Origin of the sequence: Mycoplasmoides genitalium G37, assembly GCF_000027325.1 — a bacterium.
GTDB lineage: Bacteria > Bacillota_I > Bacilli_A > Mycoplasmatales > Mycoplasmoidaceae > Mycoplasmoides > Mycoplasmoides genitalium.
The window spans coordinates 506,656-529,503 of record NC_000908.2 but is presented as its reverse complement, the minus strand read 5'-3'; the positions used below and the strand labels follow the sequence as shown (position 1 = coordinate 529,503).

Genomic DNA, 22,848 nt, shown 5'->3' with positions numbered 1-22,848 from the left:
GAAAGGTACATGCTAAAGAAAATATCTCTTTTTGATAATCTAGAACAGTGGGTTGATTTGTCATTATTAATGATTCGTACCTCCTTTTTAGATGCTAACTATTTTGGGGTTGCAAAGCTATCATTATTTAAGTATGGTAACTATCTCATTGATAATTTAAATCAAGCACAATGAAAAACCCTTTCACAAGTTTTACAGTTAAATAAACAACCCTATTCTGGGTTTTTGCTTGTTAATAACCATCAATATTTACCGCTTCAAAAAATTAAGTTTAATTTATGTGAAGAGATAGATTTAAGAAATAAAAATAAGTGGTTATTTCCTAATTCATTTAGCATTTTTCTAAAACAAGATTTAAGTTATAAAAAAGATCAAAATTACTTTAATTTAGTGAATATACCTAAACAGTTAAAGTGATTTTTAGGTTTTAATGCGCTTAATGATTTATTTAGGTTTTCAATTTTGAAAATTGAAAATGTTAATCAAAAAACTAGTAAAGTCATTAATCAGTTTTTTACATCAAAATTTATTAATTCAATCTACTTTGAACAAGTTGATTTTGAATACAATAATTTTTTAACTTTAATTGAAAAAAACGAAAGAGAACTTGTTGATTTTAATTGCATGTTTTTCAATCAATTATTTACTTTTAATAACAAAGTAATAAAAAGTTTTTTTGAGCGTTACTATGCATTGAACGAACAAAAAAATAACTTAAAAAACAAACTGAAAATAGCTGCTTATGAAGCTAAATCACGAGATAACAGTTATTTTGAAAAATTGCAAATTGAAAGAGCTAAACAAAGACTTTTTGATGCTAAGAAAACATTCTCAAAACAACATAAAAATGCTTTGCAATTAATTAATTCATTCACCTTTTCTTTAATTTTTAGTGGTTGAAAGATTAAGTGAAGAAGTTTTTTTAATTTTTATAGAAAAAGAATTTTAGAAAAAAAGATTGTATCTAAGCGGATTAAAACAAGAATTTTACTTTTGAAAGAAATTAAGAAAATGGATTTACTTTCTCCAAAATTACTTGTAGAAACTATTGATGAAAGTATTAATTTAGTCAATAAAATCTTTGCTAATATTCAAAATCTTTATCAAGAAATTATCAGCTTAAAATCAGGTCCTAATTTGAACTGAAAGTACCAGACAATTAATCAAGAACTTAAAATAATGTCTGCACGTTTCATTCTAACGAAAAAAGAGGTTCATGAATTTTTGATCAAAGCACGTTTATCTTTTATTAAAAATTTTGTTAAACAATCAAACAATTTGTATGTTCATGAAAAATTGGTTAATGAACTAAAAGAAAACATCTTATTAAATCAAAATCATTATAGAGGTAAGCATAATAACAGTTTTTCAGTTCTAATCCAAAAAACAGTTTTCAAACAGTTTATTGATACAGTGCAATATGCAATTGGTTTAATCAGCATGAGAAAAAGTTTGGAGACTTTTAACTTTGCATTTCAAATAAAGCAATATTTTTATGAAAGCTTATTAGCTAATTATCAAAAAATTAACTGACAAAAATATGAGTTAAATAACTTGTATTTTGTTCTTATTTCACTTTGAAATAGCCTAAGTAAAAAATTTCAACAATTCTTTAATAAATATGAGTTTTTAAGTTGTGGTTCTAATGATTTTATTTGAAATGAAGGACGTAGTGAACCACATTTTAGTTTGCTAAAAGATAAGTTAAAAAATGATTTAAACTCCCCAAAGTGAAATTTTCTAGTTGACAAAGTTATTAATAAATATTTAGATCTAAATTTTGAAACCCCTGTTAGTTTCCTGTTAGCATCACGCGGTTTTTCTTCAACAACAGATACAACAAATAAAGAAACCAAGAATGATCTAAAACAAAAGCTAAAAAAATGCAAACAAAAATACAAATTACTTTTAAAAGACATTAATTTAGTTAAGTGAATTTTTCGCGATGAAACAAATCAAAAGTTACAAAAGATTAAATTCATCATGAAAAGATATTGTATTTTAAACAAAACATTGCACTTAAGACTTAAAAAAACAAACAAGAAAATTAAGAGAACTTTTTTTATTGATTCAGAAGAGTGCAATATCAATCGTTTAGAAGCTTCAAATAAGCTTTATCTTAATGTTTTGAATTCACAATTAAAAACAATTAATTTCTTTTTAAGATCACAAAAAAATCTTAAAAAACTTAACTTTATTAACAACATTAATTTATTGATAAATCAAACCAAAAAGAATGGTATTAGCAGCTGAATGTTATTTAGTGATTTAAACAAAATTAACAAAAATGAAAGTCTAAAGCTTTACTTGCTATTTAAACTTTTGTTAAATCCTAAGTTACTAATGATAAACTGCTGCAATGATTTCACTAACCACGCTTATAATTTCATTCGTGGACTTTTGATCTCATATCAAAATAAACAAGGTATTGCGCTTATTTTCAATGATCCTAATAATAAGTTAGTTAAAAATTTTTCAATTAAAAACATTGACTTTGAAACCGGAATGAAAAAATAATGATTTTATAAGGGTTAAAGGTGCTAGAGAAAATAACCTTAAAAACATTAACATTGATATCCCTAAAAATCAATTTGTTGTTATTACTGGTCTATCAGGATCAGGTAAATCTTCCTTAGCATTTAACACAATTTATGCTGAGGGGAGAAGAAGATATTTAGAGTCTCTATCTTCTTATGCACGCCAATTTTTAGGTAACAGTGATAAACCTGATGTTGATCTTATAGAAGGATTATCACCAGCAATTTCCATTGATCAAAAAACCACTTCACATAACCCACGTTCAACTGTGGGTACAGTAACTGAGATCTATGATTATCTAAGACTTTTATGAGCTAGAATTGGGACCCCTTATTGTCCTAATGGTCATGGTTCTATTCAAACGCAAACAATTAACCAAATTGCTAATCAGATTTTTGATTTACCTAATAAATCAAAGGTGCAATTATTAGCACCTACTGTTAAAAATCAGCGCGGCATTTTTACAAATGAATTTATTAAATACAAGCAATTAGGTTTTCTTAGAGTCTTAGTTGATGGCCAGATTTACACCTTAGATGATGAAATTAAACTTGATAAAAATACTAAACACAACATTAGTGTAGTGATCGATAGAATTATCATCAATAAAGATAATCAAACTTATTCAAGGATAGTTGATAGCATTGAAACCATTGATAGGTTAACTAATGGCAAGATAGAAGTTCTTAAGGAAGATGGAACAATATTAAATTTCAGCAAAAATCATGGTTGTGATAAATGTGGTTTTTCTATTAGTGAATTGGAACCAAGATTATTTTCCTTTAACTCCCCTTTAGGTTCATGTTCATATTGCAAAGGACTTGGTTTTAGTTATGAACCTGATGTAGACAAGATAATTGCTGATTCTAAACTTTCTATTAACCAAGGAGCCATTGATATTTTTAAAAATATTGTGCATGGAACTTCTTTGGATTGACAGCGCTTTTTATCTTTAGTTAATCACTATAAAATTCCATTAGATAAACCAATTGAACAGTTAGATAAGTCACAACTTAATTTAATTTTAGAAGGAAGTGATGAACCTATTGAAATAAAAACAATTTCCAATTCAGGTGCTAAGAATATCCGCTTTGAGCATTATGAAGGGATAGCTAATTTAATTAAAAGAAGACACCTAGAAACAAACAGCCAAGTAAGTAGAGAATGATATTCTGCATACATGTCTGAAATAACATGTAAAAAGTGTCATGGAAAAAAATTAATAAAAGACGCTTTAAGTGTTAAGTTAGGAGGAATTGACATTATTAGCTTTACTGAACTTTCCATTGATAAAAGTATTGATTTTCTATTAAAACTAGAGTTAAATGATGAGCAAAAGAAGATCGGTGAATTAGCTTTAAAAGAGATTATTAATCGTCTTTCTTTTCTTAAAAATGTTGGTTTAGATTATCTTAATCTTGCAAGAAGAGCTTCTACGCTGTCAGGTGGAGAAGCACAAAGAATTAGATTAGCTACCCAAATTGGTTCTCAACTTACTGGTGTTTTATATGTAATGGATGAACCTTCTATTGGATTGCATCAAAAAGACAATATGCGTTTAATTAAAACAATGATGGTAATGCGTGATTTAGGTAACACCTTATTAGTAGTTGAGCATGACAGTGAAACAATGTTAGCGGCAGATTATTTAATTGATATTGGTCCTAAAGCAGGTAATGAAGGTGGTGAATTAGTTGCTTGCGGTACACCTTTACAAGTAATGGAAAACTCAAACTCAATTACTGGACAATATCTTAGTGGTAAAAAACAAATCTCCATTCCAAAAAATAGACATAGTGGTAATGGTAAAACAATTATTATCAAGGGTGCTAAAGTTAATAATTTGAAAAATATTAATGTCACCATTCCTTTAAATAAATTGGTTTTGATAACAGGGGTTTCAGGTTCTGGAAAATCCTCTTTAATTAATCAAACATTAGTTCCAGCTTTAGAAAGAATTCTTTATCGTAAAGGTGTTAAAAAAGATACATATAAGGAAATAATTGGTGCTAACAACATTGATAAGATAATTGTTGTCTCTCAAGACCCAATTGGTAGAACACCACGTTCTAATCCTGCAACCTATATTAGTGTTTTTGATGATATTCGTGATTTATTTGCCAACACAAAAGAAGCTAAAGCAAGAGGATATACAAATTCACGATTTTCTTTTAATGTTCCAGGTGGTAGGTGTGATAAGTGTTTTGGTGATGGTGTGATTCGCATTGAAATGCATTTTTTACCTGATGTTTATGTCAAATGTGAAGTATGTAATGGCAAGAAGTACAATTCACAAACACTGGAAATTAAATATTTGGGAAAATCAATTTTTGATGTTTTACAAATGTCTTGTAAAGAAGCTTATGAATTTTTTAAAGCTATCCCAAATATATCACGTAAACTAAGGTTGTTATGTGATGTTGGTTTAGAATATTTGCAATTAGGTATTAATGTCACTTTTCTTTCAGGTGGGGAAGCACAGAGAATTAAGTTATCTAAGTTTTTACAAAAAAAATCTACTGGTAAAACTTTGTTTGTTTTAGATGAACCCTCTACTGGCTTACATTTAGAAGATATAAACAAACTATTAACAATAATTCAAAGAATCATTAAGAATGGTGATACAGTAGTTGTTATAGAACATAACTTAGATATTATTAAGGTTGCTGACTATATCATTGATTTAGGTCCTGAAGGTGGTGACAATGGTGGTCAAATTGTTGCTCAAGGAACACCTGAACAACTTATAAACCAAGTTAATAAATCTTATACTGCCCAATATTTGTCCAAAATTTTAAAACCAGATTCAATTTAAAAATTATGCACCAAGTTTTTTATCAAAAATATCGGCCAATCAATTTCAAACAAACCCTAGGACAAGAATCGATAAGAAAAATCTTGGTGAATGCTATTAACAGGGATAAACTACCTAATGGTTATATCTTTTCAGGTGAAAGAGGAACAGGTAAAACTACTTTTGCAAAGATAATAGCAAAAGCGATAAACTGCTTAAATTGAGATCAAATTGATGTTTGTAATAGTTGTGATGTGTGTAAAAGTATTAACACTAATAGTGCCATTGATATAGTTGAGATAGATGCAGCTTCTAAAAATGGTATTAATGATATTAGAGAGTTGGTAGAAAATGTTTTCAATCATCCCTTCACATTTAAAAAAAAGGTTTATATTTTAGATGAAGCACACATGTTAACCACCCAATCATGGGGTGGCTTGTTAAAAACTTTAGAAGAATCACCACCTTATGTTCTTTTTATTTTTACAACTACTGAATTTAACAAGATTCCATTAACAATTTTGTCCAGATGTCAAAGCTTCTTTTTTAAAAAAATAACTAGTGATTTAATCCTTGAAAGATTAAATGATATAGCAAAAAAAGAAAAGATTAAGATAGAGAAAGATGCATTAATAAAAATTGCTGATTTATCCCAAGGTTCATTGCGTGATGGGCTTAGCTTACTAGATCAAATTAGCAATTTCTCTGATAGTGAAAAAATTAGTATTACTGATGTTGAAAAAACATTTAATATCGTTGATAGAAATGCAAAATTTACTTTTATTAAAGCAGTTTTATCAGGAGATATAAAAGAAGCATTTAACTTGCTTGATGATTTTGAAAGTAATGGTCTAAATTTCACTTACTTCTTAAGAGAGTTGTTTGCGCTAACAGTTAATTTATATGCGTATGCAAAACTAAAAAATATTAATGTTTTAGATTCAACTGAAAAAACAATGATAGAAACACTTAATTTTGAAAAGCAGCATTATGCGTTTTTAATTAAGGCCATTGAAGAAAATACTAATTTTGGTTTAAGTCAATTAACTTTAATTGATAGGCTAAAAGCTATTGTTATTAGCTATAATGAATTTTTTAATCAAAAACCTTTAACAATAAGCTCACCAAGTAATGAAAAATCTCTACACTTAGAAACTGAATATTTGGAAAAGAAAAAAATAAAAAAATCAAATCACAAACAAGACCAAAAGCACTTTTCTTTATTTGAAAAATCTTTTATAGATAAATCAGAAAAGACACCTAAAAATGATGAAGTTACTAATAACAAATTCTTAGATACAAGCAAACTAAATCTTGCCAATATTGCTCTTGCAATTAATGCATTTAATGACAATAAATGAATTAATCATTTTCAAAATCTTTTAAGTGTTTTTCAAACTAAATTTAATGATAAAGATAAACAGAATAATTTAAGTTATTTCAATAACTTTATAGACAAATATAGTGCTCGTGATATAGTGAAAGCAACCAAAATAGTAAAAGCTTCTTCATTTGGGATAGTTATCTTATTTGAAGATCAAAAAATTGCTATGAGACTTTGAAAAGAGGCAATAGAAGAAGGTAATGTACAAGCAACTATATTTCAGATTTTTAACCAAAATTTATTCTTAGCATCTTTTAGTGAGCATCAATATAAAACAACAATTACTGAAGAAACAAAAAATCAAAAGTATCAAACTGAAGTGTTGAACTTAACCCAATTGGAAAACTTAGCTAAGCCTTTTTTAAAAGAAAAGAAACGCTCTTTATCACAAAAAATGGTGGATAAATACTTTAAAGGACTTTTTGAAGAAAAGTAATAATATTAAAATAGAATGCGGTTTTGTATCTAAATATATGCAAAAAACATCGATGCTTACAAAGGAAGAAGCCATTAAAAACAGGAAGTGGTATCTTGTTGACGCTAGTGGTTTGGTTTTAGGCAAATTAGCAGTTAAAGCTGCAAATTTAATTAGAGGAAAAAATAAAGCTAATTTTACTCCTAATCAAGATTGTGGAGATCATCTAATAATTATTAACAGTGATCAAGTGGTTTTAACTGGAAATAAAAAAGACAATGAGTTTTGATATCATCACTCTCAATACATGGGTGGAATTAAAAAAACTAGTGGAAGGGATATGATAAACAAAAATTCAGATAAACTTGTTTTCAATGCTGTTAAGGGAATGTTACCTGATAATCGTTTAAGCAGAAGATTAATAACTAAAGTACATGTTTTTAAGAATGATAAGCACAACATGGAAGCACAAAAACCAACATTACTTAATTGAAGTTAAAAGATATGGATAAAAAATCTTTTTATGGACTTGGTCGTCGTAAATCTTCTACTGCTAAAGTTTATTTATATCAAAGCAAAGATAAGGGTAAAATAACCATTAATCATCGTAATCCTAGCGATTATTTTCCAAATAAATTGGTGATTCAAGATATGGAACAACCCTTAGAGTTAACCAAACTTAAGGATAACTTTGATATCAATGTTGTTGTTAAAGGTGGAGGATTTACTGGGCAGGCAGGAGCCATTAGATTAGGTATTGTTCGTGCTTTAATAAAATTTAATCCAGATCTTAAAAAGTTATTAAAAACCAAAAAATTAACAACACGTGATAAGCGTGCTAAGGAACGCAAAAAATTTGGTTTATATGGTGCTAGACGTGCACCACAATTTACTAAGCGTTAGTAAAAAAACTGTCACTTAATAAGTTTTATTTAATTTATGGAATATAAAGCTTATTATGTCATGAAAACGCTATTTAAAGTGAGTTTCCTTTGCGATAATTCCCTTATTATTTGCTAACACTTCCATAAAAAGTAAGTTGATTGATACTAATCTTTATCTAGTTAAAGATGATTTTCAATCACAAAATCAATTAACTATAGCAACAAATCAACTTGCTAAGATCATTGTTAACCAAATTGAATTTGATTCAAATTCTTTAATAGCTAATCCAACTACTGTTTTAAACAAAGAACTAATAGGATCAAAAATAACACCAAAGCTGAAATTTAGTGATCAATTTTCTAATGCAATTGAAATGGTAAGTAAGCTAAATCAAGAGTTTGATCAATTAGCAAATAAAGATAAAACTTTTTTTCAATTTGCTTTAGATTTATTAGAAAAACAGGAAGAATCTAAATTTGATTTTGAACCAAAAGATGAAAGAATTGATGCAATATTTTTCTTAAGTAATTTAATTAACATTAATCCAAAACAAGAGAAAACATTAAATTTTATTCGGATATTACCCAACCTAATTAAAAGTATTTTTAAAGATACTACCATCACGATAAATATAAAGATAGGTGGCAAAAATAAAGTAATTACTTTTATAGAAAATGGCAGTAACGTTTTTTTATTAAGTGATGTTGAAAATTTCTTAAATGCTGATCAAACTGGTATTAATTTTTATGAAATTGAGTTTTTAACTTTTGATTTTATTGTTGTGAATAAAACAGGATGAACATTAAAAAATCAACCAGTTGATTCTTTTTTTAAGTCAGTTAAAAATTTGCCTTCTATTCAGAAAACTAAAAATGGTTTTCAATATAGTTTAAAGTTTAGATCTGAATACAATGAACATCATATTTTAAAAGATCATTTTTTAATTCCTATTGTTACAAATCAGAAAAATTTCAGTGTTAATGACATTGAAAAAAACGGATTAAATAGTTATCAAAGAGAACAAATTACATATGCAATTAAAAATAGTTTTACTTCTCAAAAAGAAAACAATTTAAATATTTCATCCGCTACAATAAAATACATAAAAGATCCTGAGAAATTAATTAAAAAATCTTTAATTAAGCCCAGTGTTAAAAATGGTATATTCTATGTTTCAGCACAAATAATTAACAGTAATGATTTAACTAAATGGGGTTCTAAAAATGATAGCGAAATCATTAAAGATAAGATGTATTTCTTAGAACAAAATAAAAACTTTCCTGCAATAAGAACTTATCTTTTTCAAATGAGAACCAAAAAGTTAGTTTTAAATGTTAATGATATTTGATTTAAATCAAGCGGTGATAAATTAAGGGTAATTGTTAATAATGTTGAAATAGATGAATTTAATCCAAAAGAAAATAATACCTCATTTTTTGAAAGTTATGAAGTTCATATAAATGATTATTTTTCTTTAGCTAATAAAGAACTATTAATTAAAAAACTAAATTTGGCTTTAAGTGAAATGAATCTTTTAATAGATAAAAAGAAATCTAGCTTAGATCTTTTTCCTAAAGAGATCAAATTAACTACTCTAAAGATAAATAGTTCGCTTCATTTTTATTTAAATGTTGATGCAATTAAAAATCAGCTCAATATTGAAGTTAATATAAGTAAAAATAGATTAACTAGCCTTGTTTATGATATTGCTATCAAAAATGAAAATGAATTGCAAATTAGAACAACAAATAACTACTTAAATAAATATATTTGGTTTGATCTTGATAAGAAAAATAATCAGAAACTGAAAAATGAGCTTAAGTTATTTCTCTCATTAAAAAAATTTCAATTTAAAAAAGAACCTAATTTTAGCTTAAAGAAAAACAGCTATAGTTTTCAAATAGACAAAATTATTCAATCTAATAGTGAAGATAAAAAAACAGATATTATAGTATATTTGATTATTGGTTTTAGTGTTTTAGTTTTGTTTATCACTGTTTTTATTTACTTTCATAAGTGAAATAAAAAACAAAAGATGATAAAAAATAAAACAAGAGATAATTTTTAACAAGAACTAGCAATAAAAATTGTCAATATTTCATTAAATACACATTTATTTAATGAGATAAATTATGCGTTCATATCTTTTTATTCCTTTATTAGTTTCTTTTCTTTTTCCCGTTGCTTTAGCTAATGCTTCACTTGAAAAAAACTTGGTAGATACTAATCTTTATCTCTCTCCAAACACAATTCAAAACAGAAGCTATACAGCTGGATTTAATTTAAAAAACGATTATTTTCGAAAAAGCTTTAATTTTGATAATGAAGTAATTCAAAGACCTAATCAAAATAATTATTTTGCAAAAACTTATTCGAATGAATGAAGTGAATTAGTTAATAAATATAGTGATAATTACAAACAAATTATTAGAGATAATAACTTTCACTGATACAACAATATTTATTATCTAAAGAACATAAAGTTAAAAATTGAGAGTAGTTATATTGCACATGCATTTTCATCTACATTTAGATACCCTGGAATTAGAAACTCATGGTCATCTGATATCCATAGTGAGCAGAGATTTTATTTTCATAGTCAAGCAATTTCTAATTTTTTTCCAAGAGATGGTCATACTAATGAAAAATGAACCGAAGTTCCTTCTAGGAATATAGAAATAACTGGTACAAATCCAGATGGTTCTTGAAACAAAAGTTGATATAAACCTGATAATCCTTATTTTTGAGACCTTACAAAGCCCAGTCATAAAAAAGCATATTTTATTGAAGCTAAGTTTGTTCACATGTGAGGATCGACTTTAAGAATGATTAAACCAACCCCAGAAGATGTTATTAGAAATATTAAATGATTAAGAAAAGGTAATAATGGTAATTATGTAATTGATTTTAATGCACCTATGTGATATTATCTTGGCCAAGAATCAAGAGGATTTTTTGCTGACTGAAAAAATAATATTTTTGTAGCTCCAGATTTCTGATGAGGTTTAGCAATGACACCAATTAGAGCTTATCGTTTCTGATGAGATTTAGAACTAGTGAAAGTTCCTCCAGTTTTTGAACAGAATAACGCTCAGTGAAACGAACCTTTTCCTGGTAGAAGCAGTTGATTTTTTTCTATTAACAGCAACAAACAAGTTGATGCTCATTGGATGAGTATAAATGAGTTTAAAGAGAAAATGAAAAAGGATAGAAAAATCATTGAAGCATTTACTAATAATCGTGAAATAACTCAAACGATATTAAGACTAGGTAATGGATTAGTAGTTAGACCAGAAACTGAAGATAGTAGACGTGAAGCATTCAACAGTAAATGGGATATTTTTAAACATACACCTATATTACCTGAACAAGAAGTTGTTCATCATCAAATAAGTTTTTATCTAAGGCAAAATAATCCTGATGAAGTTTTACCAATTAGTTTCAGTAATCTTTCAAAGCTTTGAATTTCACAGTTGGAATTTGATATTAATTCGCTTGTTAGTCAAACTGAAAAAACTCTAAATAAAGAAACAATAGGTACAAAAATTAAACCAACTATTAAATTTAAAGATAAATTCATAAATGCAATTAAAGAAGTTAGTTTAATTAATCAAAGAATTGATGAATCAATTGATAAAAATGAAGCGTTAAAAAGCTTTAATATTTCAACCAATAATCAAAGTAATTTTTATCCAAATTTAGATTATTTATACAACCTATTGCAAATGTCACCAAACAATAAAGAAGAACTATTCTTTATTAGAAATTTACCAAGAATGGTCAAAACCATTTTTGATAGATCAACATTAACTGTTAAAGTAAAAATTGGTAATTCTGTAAATGAAATAACATTGTTAAGAAATAACAAGAATTATTTTGATTTAAGTTCAATTGAGGAGTTTTTAACAGAAAAACAGAAAGCAGATAATGAAATGAATATTGAATTTTTAGCACTTAATTTTTTTGTAGATGGATATGAATCAGAAAATATTAGTAACTATAGTGTTGAACCACTGTTTGACAGTATTAAAAAACTTTCAACTATCAAAAGAACTAAGGATGGTTTTGAATACAAATTTAAATATAGAAAAGATTTTAATGAACAGCGTTGAATTGCTAAAGATTTTCGTATTCCACTAAATAAAAATGTTCAAAACTTTAATGTTGCTGAACTTAAAAAACGTAATGAAAAGTTTAATGATTATGAAAAAAGACAAATGGCTTTCATTATCAAAAATAGTTTTAAATCTAAGGATAAGAATATTGATTTAGATATCAACAGTAACTCTTTAACATTTGTGGATAACCCTAAAAAATATTTCAAACATCTAGAGCCTACTAATGAAAAGAAAGGTATATTTTATGTTTTAGCAGAAATAAATAATAGCAATGAACTATTCAAATATGGTTCTGAAAGTGATTCTGAAATTATTAAAGACAAAATGTATTTTCTATCACAAAATCAAAAAAACCCTAAATTAAGAACATATTTATTTAAATTTCATACTAACAAACTTTTTGTTGATAAAAATGACCTGGGATTTAAGTTAGAAAAAGACAAGGTATTTTTATCAGTTGATAACTTAAAAATTGCTGAATTAGATTTAAAGTCATCTTCATTTAAATTTCTAGAGGATTATCAACTTGATTTTCATGAACCTTTTAGTTTAAATGACGAACAATTACTAGTTGATAAACTCAATATTACTCTAAGTGAAAAAAGATTGCAAACAACTAAAAACGTCCGCTTTAACCTAAAGAATAAATTTATTAACATCCATTTAGTAGAAAATAAAAATCAATTTAATTTAGTTTTTGATGTCGATGTTAGATCAAAAAAATTATTTATTAAAGGTGTTAATAATGATAACCAAGTATTTAGTATTAGCTATGATTTAAAAATAACAAATAATCAAACACTTTTAATTGTAGATGCCAATGGTTTTGATAATTCTATTTGATTTGATATTACTAGTGAAAATCAAACACAACTTTTCAAAGCATTATCATTTTATCTAAAACAAAATAACCTGCAATTCAAGAGAGTTCCAGATTTTAATCTTAAATCTCAAGATAAATCCTATGAAGTTGATAAGTTAGAAAAAAATGAAATTAAAAAACAAGATACAAATGTTGAGTTAATATTATGAGTCATTTTTGGAATTATCATTAGCTTAATGATAAGTTCTGCTGTTTTGTTTTTAAAATGAAGAAAAAAGAAAATTGTTAAGAAAAGAAATTAAATTTGCAATTAATAAAAATGCATTTCATTTAAATTAATTGGCTTGTGAAAAAACTAGACTAAATAATAACCTGAGTGTCAATTCGAATTCTCTTTAGAAAAGATTTAATCTGTTTAAAAAGTGCTAAAGTTTAGAAATTTCTTTAAATTGACGCTACTAACATTAGCATCTGCTTTTTTTCTTAGTGGTTGTGCTAACATAAACCTGATTAGTGCTGTTGGTTCTTCTTCAGTTCAACCTTTACTAAATAAATTAAGTTCTTATTATGTTCTAAATGAAAATAATGACAATGATAAGCTTGTTGAAATTAGTGTGCAAGCAGGCGGATCAAATGCTGGAATCAGAGCAATCATTAACGGCTTTGCTGATATCGGAAATGTCTCTAAAAACCCTAAGGAATATGCAAAAGAGAATGAAAAAAAATGAAGAGATAAAAAGCTGAAAACTTTAACTATTGGCAAAGATGCTATTGCAGTAATTTATAAGGCACCACAGGAGTTAAAAGGTAAGTTACTTTTAACAAAAGATAATATAAATGATCTCTACGACTTATTTGCTGGTGTTAAAACAATTAACATTGATAAGTTTGTAAAAAAGGATACAAAAAATATGTCAAATGAAAAAGATTACCCTTTAACAAGTTTTCCAAGAACTGGTGGGTCATTTGCTTCAGGAACAGCAGAAGCTTTTTTAAATTTTTCCGCCTTAAAATCAGATAAAACTTTAGATTCTCAAACTAGAGATATTTTGAAAGGAATTATTAATTATGGACCTCTTGCTAAACCTACTAGTGAAACAAATATTGAAGCTTTTAATACTTTTGTAACTAACTTACAAGATCCTAATCTTTTCGGGATGATTTACCTTAGTTTAGGATTTATTCAAAACAACCTTCAAGCTATTAAAAATAATGGTTTTGAGATACTACCAATTAAATATGAGAATAAGGAAGTTTTGCCTTCTAATCAAACTGTTTCCCAAAATGAGTATAAATGAGTACGTCCTTTAAATTCAATAGTTTCACTTTCTGAAGAGAATAAGAATATTGATGAAATTAAAACTTTTTTTAATTGATTATTTTTTAATGGAAAAAAAGATGTAATTAAAAATATTTATGATGAATTTGGTATTTTGCAATTAACTGAAGATGAGAAAAAGAAGATGTTTAAAACAAATGACTCATCACCAATGAATTTAGAAAATTTTTGAGTTGATGACTTTGCTTTTAGTAATCCTATCTTTGGAGCTTTTTAGTGCAAAAGAAGATTAAAAAACGTTTAAAAAAAGAGAATCTTTTAAGAATCTTTTCAAAGACTTTAGCATTCTTGTTTTTAGTTTTATTTATAAGTTTTTTTGTTTTTCTTTTAACAGAAGCAACAAAAATTGGACCTGATTTTGCAAAGTCCTTGTTTAATCTTGAATTTAATTTAGGTAATAAACAGGCAGGAATTTGATTCCCCTTATTGGTAAGTTTTATTGTATCAATAGGAGCTTTAATTATTGCTAGTTATATAGGGGTTAGAACTTCATTTTTCCTTGTTTATCGATGCAAACCAAAAATAAGAAAAAAACTTTCACTTATTATTGATATCCTTTCAGGAATACCATCTGTAATTTTTGGATTATTTGCATCACAAATATTAAGCATTTTCTTTCGGGATATCTTGAAATTACCGCCGCTTTCACTTTTAAATGTGATAGCTATGCTTTCTTTTATGATCATTCCTATTGTTATTTCATTAACAACAAATACATTAACTTATGTAAATAACGATCTAATTAGTGTTGTTGTTTCCTTAGGGGAAAATAAAACAAGTGCGATCTACAAAATTATTAAAAAAGAAATTAAACCACAATTAACAGTTATTTTGACCTTAGCCTTTGCGAGAGCAATTAGTGAAACAATGGCTGTTAACTTTGTTTTGCAGAGTGTTAACTATCAAGAGGTAATTAACAACAATCGTTTTTTTACTTCTGATTTAAAAACACTGGGATCAGTTATTTCCACTTTTATTTTTTCAGAAAATGGAGATGAACAGATTAATGGTGTTTTATATATCTTTGGAATCATAATTTTGATATTAGTTTCATTGTTAAATTTCTTTGCCATTTGATCAGCTAATCCAAAAACACTGGAACGCTATCCCTTTTTAAAAAAGATTAGTAATTTTATTTATCAAGTTGTGTGATTCATTCCCAATAATATTAGTGCACTTTTTGTTGATTTAACATCAACAAGACAAAGTGTTAAAAAAATAAAAGTAAACAACATCAATGAACGTTCACTTTTTTTTAAAGAAAGGCTTCAAAGTGTTGTTTGAATAAAACTTAATTATTTTTTAAAAATATTCCAGGAATTAATTTGTACTTTTTTAGCTTTTGGATTTGTGTTAGCAATTTTGCTGTTTGTATTTATTAATGGAAGTGTTGCTATTAATAATAATGGTTCTACTGTTTTTTCATTTGAAGCTGATTCAACTGGCAGAGCACTAGTAAATACTCTAGTAATTATTTTGATTACTATCACCATTACTTTTCCACTAGCACTTTTAATTGCAATTTGACTTAACGAGTACAATAATTCAAAAGTGGTTAAAAATGTTTTTAACTTTGTAATTGATTCACTAAGTTCAATGCCATCTATTATTTATGGATTATTTGGACTTTCTTTCTTTTTAAGAGTCTTGCAGTTAAGTGCTGGAGGAGCTAATGGTACTAGTTTAATAGCAGGCATTCTAACTATTAGTGTTGTTATATTACTCTTCCTTATAAGAACTTGTCAACAAGCACTAAATAATGTCAGTTGGGATTTAAGAATTAGTGCTTTTGCTTTAGGTATAAGTAAACGTGAAGTTATTTTCAAAATAGTTTTACCTAGTGCTTTGAAAGGATTAATAGTTGCATTAATTTTGTCAATCAACAGAATTATTGCTGAAACTGCACCCTTCTTTATCACTTCAGGGTTATCATCTAGTAATTTATTTCATTTGTCATTGCCAGGTCAAACACTAACAACAAGGATATATGGACAGTTATTTTCTATTAATAGCAATGCAATAAGTGTTATGTTAGAAACATCATTGGTCTCTGTTGTTTTCTTAATTCTTTTAATCTTTTTCAGTTCTTATTTAATCCCGAGTTTATTTTTGTTAAATAAACAAAAATGGCTAGTAATTAAAAGTAAATTTCAGTCCTTTAAATTATGGAAAAGAACATAAAAGCACTTTGAAAAAATTTTCAATTGAAGCTTGAAAAAATTAAGCATTACCGAAAGCTTTATGAACAACAAATCAAAGAATATAAAAAGAAAATTACTGGTTTAAATAATGAAACAGATGCAAATGAAATCTCCCGTATTAAGAATGAAATTGAAATTTTAAACCGTCTAATAAAGATTAAAAACACCAAAGATAATGTCATTAAAAAGGATTTTGATGAAAAAAATGTATTTGAAATTCGAAATTTCAACTTCTGATATAACAAAAACAAACAAGTATTATTTGATATCAATCTTGACATTAAACGCAATAAAATAACTGCTTTAATAGGTAAATCAGGATGCGGTAAATCCACCTTTATTAGGTGCTTAAATAAATTAAATGATTTAAATGAAAACACACGTTGAACAGGTGACATATATTTTCTTGGTAAGAATATCAATTCAGGAATTATTAATGATTTAACATTGCGCACTAGTGTTGGCATGGTTTTTCAAAAATTAACTCCTTTTAATTTTTCTATTTTTGAAAACATTGCTTATGGCATAAGAGCACATGGTATTCACAATAAAAATGCTATCAATGAAATAGTAAGACAGGCATTGATATCAGCAGCATTGTGAGATGAAGTGAAAGATAATTTACATAGGAATGCAAACACCCTTTCTGGTGGACAACAACAACGCTTGTGTATTGCGCGTGCTATTGCTTTACAACCAGATGTTCTTTTGATGGATGAACCTACCAGTGCTTTAGACTCAATTGCCACAAACTCTATTGAACTTCTAATTCAACAACTAAAAGAAAAATTCACAATTGTTATTGTTACTCACTCTATGGCTCAAACAATTAGAATAACTGATGAAACGATTTTTTTTGCTGATGGAAGAGTAATTGAACAAGGCACTACAAAACAGATATTTACAAAGCCTAAGCAAAAAGCAACAAATAGTTATATAAGTGGGAAAAATTAGCTATGGAAAACATTAATTACCAAATTTTAAAGCGTTCAGAAAAGAAATTATTAAAGCTTTTTTTTGAGTATTTTAAGCACGTAATCAATGCACATGAAACATTAAATCAATTACTTTGTGAAGATAATTTAGAAAAACGCAAAGAACTGATTAAAACTATTTATGAAATGGAGGACCAATCTAATAGGTCTGAATTTAAATTAATTAATGAATCAATTTGGACAATCTCTAAAAATTCTCCATTAGCTAGCCATTTACGCCTAACAATCACAATAATTATGTCAAGTCGTGACTTGGAACGCATTTGTGATTATGCTAATAATTTAACTAAGTTTATAGAACATTATTTGCATCTTGATATAAAGATTTTTAATAATCTAGTTACTTTGCATCAAAGTGCGCTCAATAACCTTAAGAAAACCTTTGAAAGTTTACAAGATAAAGAAAAGCCACTTACATTACAATTTGAAAATGCAACCAAAACTATTATTGAATTTGAGCACCAATATCGCCTTGTATTAACAAAATACTATGAAACCATTAATAAAAATGAGGTTACTGAAAGGATTTTCTTAATTGATCTTGTAGCTTCTGTTAAACATATTGAACGGATTAATGATTATTGCTATAACATCATTAAATCCTTTTTATTTATTAAAAATCCTGAAATATTTAATTAGTCAAATTTGATGTGGCAATAACCGTTTGGATTCTTTTTTAAATAATCCTGATGGTATTCTTCAGCAAGATAATAATTTTCTACTTTTTTATTTTCTGTAACAATTGGTTTACTGTAGTTTTTTTGAAGTTTTAAGAACTTATCATTAATTATTTTTTCATCACTGCTATCAGTTCAATAAATACCAGTACGATATTGTGTTCCAATATCATTACCTTGTCTATTTCTTATAGTTGGATCAATAACTTCAAAAAGTGCTTCAATTAATTCTGAAAGAGAAATTTCTTTTTCTTCGTATTCAACTTTTACAGCTTCAACAGCATTAGTATAACCAGAACAAACCTGCTCATAACTAGGATTTCTAATCCTAGAGTTGAGATAACCAACAGATGTTTTTTTAACACCCTTAATAAGTTGAAAATATTTTTCTATTCCTCAAAAACAACCACCACCAAAATAAATTTCTTTCATATTACTTGAATTAATAGAAATCTTAAAACATATAATAATTTTATTAACAATATTTTTCTATTTAATATGGGAAGTTCAAATCTAAACATCAATTCAAAAATAACCGATATTTTTGCTTATCAAGTTTTTGATTCTCGGGGTGTTCCAACAGTAGCTTGTGTTGTTAAATTGGCATCTGGTCATGTAGGTGAAGCGATGGTTCCATCAGGTGCTTCTACAGGTGAGAAAGAAGCAATTGAATTACGTGATAATGATCCAAAAAATTATTTTGGTAAAGGCGTTAACGAAGCCGTTGATAACGTTAATAAAGTTATTGCCCCTAAGCTTATTGGCTTAAATGCATTTGATCAATTAACAGTGGATCAAGCAATGATTAAACTAGACAATACTCCCAACAAAGCAAAATTAGGAGCAAATGCTATATTATCTGTTTCACTTGCAGTATCAAAAGCAGCAGCAAAAGCACAAAACAGCTCATTATTTCAATACATTTCAAATAAATTAATTGGATTAAATACAACAAATTTTGTTTTACCTGTGCCAATGTTAAATGTAATTAATGGTGGTGCTCATGCTGATAACTATATTGATTTTCAAGAGTTCATGATCATGCCTTTAGGTGCTAAAAAGATGCATGAAGCTTTAAAAATGGCTAGTGAAACTTTTCATGCTTTACAAAATCTTTTAAAAAAGCGTGGATTAAACACAAATAAAGGAGATGAAGGTGGATTTGCGCCTAACTTAAAACTTGCAGAAGATGCACTTGACATCATGGTTGAAGCCATTAAATTAGCTGGATATAAGCCTTGAGATGATATTGCTATTGCCATTGATGTTGCTGCTAGTGAGTTTTATGACGAAGATAAAAAACTTTATGTTTTCAAGAAAGGAATAAAAGCTAATATCCTTAATGCAAAGGATTGGAGTTTAACAAGCAAAGAAATGATTGCTTACTTAGAAAAATTAACAAAAAAATATCCAATTATTTCAATAGAAGATGGTTTGAGTGAAAATGATTGAGAAGGGATGAACCAATTAACTAAAACCATAGGTAGCCATATTCAAATTGTTGGTGATGACACTTACTGTACTAATGCAGAACTTGCTAAAAAAGGTGTTGCACAAAATACAACAAACTCGATATTGATTAAATTAAATCAAATTGGTTCTATTAGTGAAACGATTCAAACAATTGAAGTTGCAAAAAAAGCTAACTGGAGTCAAGTAATTTCACATCGCAGTGGTGAAACAGAAGATACAACTATTGCTGATTTGGCAGTTGCTGCCCAAACTGGTCAAATTAAAACCGGTTCAATGTCACGCTCAGAAAGAATAGCTAAATACAATCGTTTGTTGTACATAGAAATTGAACTTGGTGATAAAGGAAAATACTTAGGTTGAAATACCTTTACAAACATTAAACCTAAAAACTTTAACATCTAAAAGTTTTGTTCAATTGAAACAATAGAAAGGTTGCAAAAATTATTACCTTAATTATTTTTGTAGCTTGGTTATTTGTACTAATTTTAATAGCAGTTGTTGTTTTAACAAAAGGCAATAATTTGGACATTTTATTTGGTTGAATGTTGCCATTACCTTTTGCTGTTTTAAATTCACTATCAGTTTTAAGATTAGCATCTTTCTTTGCAAGTTTGAAAAATGTCAAAAAGCAAAAAGCAGTTTCATTCTTTGCATTTTTTTTCACAGCTAGATATTTAATTTATTTAATTCCTGTGATTATTTCTTTTGTTGTCACTCCGTCAATTTTTAACACTATTGCAACAATAATTTCAACATTGTTTTTTCCAATACTAAATTTAGTGTTATCATTTGTTTGGTTACCTTTAGAATATTTTTTTATCAATTTAATATCTAAATCGAAAAGAAAACATGTCGCCACGGGAGATAGTTTTAAAAGAAACTAATCAAATAGATTTCATTTCCAATCAAAGTATTTTTGATATCTCACCAATTAGCGGTTGAAAACCATTTGCCCCTACTGATCAAATTCTTGGTATTTTTATTGTTTTTGTACTGCTTCTAACTTTTTTTATTTTTTATAAGCTTAAGTTAAAAAAAGCAGATTCTTTAAAAAATAATTCATATTTTTTGCTTTTATTTCAAATGTTGTTTGTTTGGGTACAAGATACAACAGCAGATCTTTTAGGAGAGGAAAATAAGAAATTTGCTCCCTACTTTTTAATGTTGCTTCTGTACATAGTATCAAGCAACTTAGTTAGCTTGCTTGGTGGTATTTCACCACCAACATCATCTTTAACATTTACTTTTTCTTTAGGACTTGCAACTTTTATTGGGATTGTTGTTATGGGGATTAGATACCAAAGATGAAATTTTTTTAAAGAGTTTGCCTTTGGAATTACTGTTAAAGGAAAAAAGTATTCTACTTTCATTCCAAATCCTTTTAGTATATTGAGTGGATTTGCACCGCTTTTTTCTATTTCATTAAGGTTATGGGGAAACATATTAGCGGGCACAGTTATTTTGGCGCTTTTTTATAACTTTTGAATTTTTATTTTTTCAAGTATTAATAACCAACCATTAGCACTTAGCTTAGGAACAGTTTTTGCAGGTTTAATAACCCCAGTATTACACATCTATTTTGATGTAATTGCAGGTGTATTGCAGGGTTATGTTTTTGTAATGTTGACTTATAATTATTGGGCTAAAATGCGCAATCAAGGTTTGGAAAATAATAATGCAAGTGAATTACACTTTAAAGGCATAAAGGTAATTCAAGAAAATATTTAGTTATGGAACATGTTAATGAAATTTTAGCTACAGTTGGTGTTATATTACAACAAACTCAAACTACCCAGGATGTTAACGCTAGTGCTAAGCTAGGTGCTTATATAGGTGCTGGTGTTACTATGATTGCAGGTTCAACTGTAGGGATTGGACAAGGTTATATTTTTGGTAAAGCTGTTGAGGCAATAGCAAGAAATCCTGAAGTTGAAAAACAGGTTTTTAAACTAATTTTCATTGGTTCTGCTGTTTCTGAATCTACAGCAATTTATGGACTTTTAATTTCCTTTATCTTAATTTTTGTAGCAGGAGCTTAAGGATGGTAAAGGCAAAAAAACTTGTCTTTAAATGAAGCTTATTAGTTTTTAGCTTTTTTACACTCAGCTTATTTTTGGTTTCTTGTACTGAGAATGTTAGAGAAATTAAGAGTAGTTCAGTAATAAATGAACTTTTTCCTAACTTTTGGGTATTTATTACTCATTTACTAGCATTTTTCATCTTACTAACACTGATGATTTTCTTGTTTTGAAAACCAACTCAAAGGTTTTTAAATAACCGTAAAAATTTACTAGAAGCACAAATCAAACAAGCTAATGAATTAGAAAAACAAGCAAGAAATCTACTTGAAGAATCTAATCAAAGGCATGAAAAAGCACTAATAGTTTCTAAAGAAATTGTTGATCAAGCTAACTATGAAGCTTTGCAATTAAAAAGTGAAATAGAAAAAACAGCAAATCGCCAAGCTAACTTAATGATTTTTCAAGCTCGTCAGGAAATTGAAAAAGAAAGACGTTCTCTTAAAGAACAATCTATTAAAGAGAGTGTGGAATTGGCTATGTTGGCTGCACAAGAACTAATTCTCAAGAAAATAGATCAAAAATCAGATAGAGAATTTATTGATAAGTTTATTAGAGATTTAGAAGCTAACGAAACAGAAGATGATTAATGCACAAGCATTTGGAACTGCACTTTTTCAATTAAGTGAAGAGCAAAAACAAGTAAAGAAAATTTATGAAGAGTGCCATTTTTTTCTGAAATTAATGCGTAATTTTAAAGATGGTTCATTATCGTTCTTACTTAATTCTTATACACTAACAAAACCAGATAAAATAAGACTTGTTGATAAGTTGTTTAAAAATCATTTTTGTCAAGTTTTTGTTGATTTTTTAAAAGTAATTATTTTAAAGGGTTACTTTACTTTAGTTGAACAGGCAATTAAGTATTTTTTTGATAATGTTGAAAGTCAAAAACACATTCAATTTATCAAAATAATTACTGCTTTTGAATTAAGCTCAAAACAACTTAACAAAATTATTGCAATAATGGAAAAACGTTTTAAAACAAAGGTTGTTTATAAAACTGAGATTGATCGCAGTTTAATTTCAGGAATTAGGATAGAATCAAGTTCCCATTTATTTGAAAAAAATGTGCGTGATGAATTAAAACGCATAATGGCCCATTTTATTTAAGTTAATTGAGAAGTT

18 protein-coding genes are annotated in these 22,848 nt (G+C 27.4%); 17 read left to right on the top strand and 1 reads right to left on the bottom strand.

Annotated features, from left to right (window positions below; genetic code table 4):
* Positions 1-9 precede the first annotated feature (9 nt).
* The 11 genes from MG_RS02525 to phoU all read left to right on the top strand — a co-directional run bounded on the left by MG_RS02525 (position 10) and on the right by phoU (position 18,131).
* Complete coding sequence (locus tag MG_RS02525; protein WP_010869478.1) at positions 10-2,517, top strand: MPN620 family protein; 2,508 nt, start codon at positions 10-12, stop codon at positions 2,515-2,517.
* Positions 2,495-5,353, top strand: coding sequence for an excinuclease ABC subunit UvrA (uvrA, locus tag MG_RS02520; RefSeq protein WP_014894509.1), 2,859 nt, complete (start codon positions 2,495-2,497; stop codon positions 5,351-5,353). Before MG_RS02525 ends, uvrA begins: the two co-directional genes overlap by 23 nt.
* Before the next feature lie 5 nt (positions 5,354-5,358).
* Entirely contained in the window at positions 5,359-7,152 is a 1,794-nt protein-coding gene (gene dnaX / locus MG_RS02515) for a DNA polymerase III subunit gamma/tau (RefSeq protein WP_009885609.1), read from the top strand.
* Positions 7,153-7,189: 37 nt separating this feature from the next.
* The gene (gene rplM, locus MG_RS02510; protein ID WP_010869476.1) at positions 7,190-7,630 is read left to right on the top strand and encodes a 50S ribosomal protein L13; all 441 of its coding nucleotides are present in this window, start codon (positions 7,190-7,192) and stop codon (positions 7,628-7,630) included.
* 5 nt (positions 7,631-7,635) lie between these two features.
* Positions 7,636-8,034: a 30S ribosomal protein S9 gene (rpsI, locus tag MG_RS02505; protein ID WP_010869475.1), complete on the top strand. Its 399-nt coding sequence runs from the start codon at positions 7,636-7,638 to the stop codon at positions 8,032-8,034.
* 55 nt (positions 8,035-8,089) lie between these two features.
* Positions 8,090-10,084 carry a hypothetical protein gene (locus MG_RS02500; RefSeq protein WP_010869474.1) on the top strand — a complete coding sequence of 665 codons (1,995 nt, stop codon included), beginning with the start codon at positions 8,090-8,092 and terminating at the stop codon, positions 10,082-10,084.
* 64 nt (positions 10,085-10,148) lie between these two features.
* Positions 10,149-13,259 carry a hypothetical protein gene (locus tag MG_RS02495; protein ID WP_010869473.1) on the top strand — a complete coding sequence of 1,037 codons (3,111 nt, stop codon included), beginning with the start codon at positions 10,149-10,151 and terminating at the stop codon, positions 13,257-13,259.
* Between the two features lie 120 nt (positions 13,260-13,379).
* Positions 13,380-14,513: a substrate-binding domain-containing protein gene (locus tag MG_RS02490; protein ID WP_010869472.1), complete on the top strand. Its 1,134-nt coding sequence runs from the start codon at positions 13,380-13,382 to the stop codon at positions 14,511-14,513.
* Complete coding sequence (gene pstA / locus MG_RS02485) at positions 14,513-16,477, top strand: phosphate ABC transporter permease PstA (protein ID WP_010869471.1); 1,965 nt, start codon at positions 14,513-14,515, stop codon at positions 16,475-16,477. The genes MG_RS02490 and pstA overlap by 1 nt, the downstream gene beginning before the upstream one ends.
* Entirely contained in the window at positions 16,462-17,451 is a 990-nt protein-coding gene (gene pstB / locus MG_RS02480) for a phosphate ABC transporter ATP-binding protein PstB (protein ID WP_009885613.1), read from the top strand. The genes pstA and pstB overlap by 16 nt, the downstream gene beginning before the upstream one ends.
* Before the next feature lie 2 nt (positions 17,452-17,453).
* A complete protein-coding gene (gene phoU / locus MG_RS02475; protein ID WP_009885614.1) occupies positions 17,454-18,131 on the top strand; it encodes a phosphate signaling complex protein PhoU in 678 nt (225 codons plus the stop codon).
* Here phoU and msrA read toward each other — a convergent pair.
* Positions 18,128-18,601: a peptide-methionine (S)-S-oxide reductase MsrA gene (gene msrA, locus MG_RS02470; RefSeq protein WP_010869470.1), complete on the bottom strand. Its 474-nt coding sequence runs from the start codon at positions 18,599-18,601 to the stop codon at positions 18,128-18,130. The two genes, phoU and msrA, sit on opposite strands and share 4 nt — an antisense overlap.
* Before the next feature lie 66 nt (positions 18,602-18,667).
* On the opposite strand from msrA, the gene eno reads away from it, so the two are divergent.
* Genes eno through atpH form a run of 6 tightly spaced genes read left to right on the top strand, consistent with a single transcriptional unit; the run spans position 18,668 to position 22,833 of the window.
* Positions 18,668-20,044 (top strand): phosphopyruvate hydratase, encoded by a 1,377-nt coding sequence (gene eno, locus MG_RS02465; RefSeq protein WP_009885616.1) that lies wholly within the window; start codon positions 18,668-18,670, stop codon positions 20,042-20,044.
* Positions 20,045-20,049: 5 nt separating this feature from the next.
* A complete protein-coding gene (locus MG_RS02875) occupies positions 20,050-20,526 on the top strand; it encodes an MG406 family protein (RefSeq protein ID WP_010869469.1) in 477 nt (158 codons plus the stop codon).
* A complete protein-coding gene (locus tag MG_RS02455) occupies positions 20,492-21,370 on the top strand; it encodes a F0F1 ATP synthase subunit A (protein ID WP_009885618.1) in 879 nt (292 codons plus the stop codon). Before MG_RS02875 ends, MG_RS02455 begins: the two co-directional genes overlap by 35 nt.
* Positions 21,371-21,372: 2 nt before the next feature.
* Positions 21,373-21,681, top strand: coding sequence for a F0F1 ATP synthase subunit C (locus MG_RS02450; protein WP_009885619.1), 309 nt, complete (start codon positions 21,373-21,375; stop codon positions 21,679-21,681).
* Positions 21,682-21,683: 2 nt separating this feature from the next.
* Complete coding sequence (gene atpF, locus MG_RS02445) at positions 21,684-22,310, top strand: F0F1 ATP synthase subunit B (RefSeq protein ID WP_009885620.1); 627 nt, start codon at positions 21,684-21,686, stop codon at positions 22,308-22,310.
* Positions 22,303-22,833 (top strand): ATP synthase F1 subunit delta, encoded by a 531-nt coding sequence (atpH, locus tag MG_RS02440; protein ID WP_009885621.1) that lies wholly within the window; start codon positions 22,303-22,305, stop codon positions 22,831-22,833. The genes atpF and atpH overlap by 8 nt, the downstream gene beginning before the upstream one ends.
* Positions 22,834-22,848 lie beyond the last annotated feature (15 nt).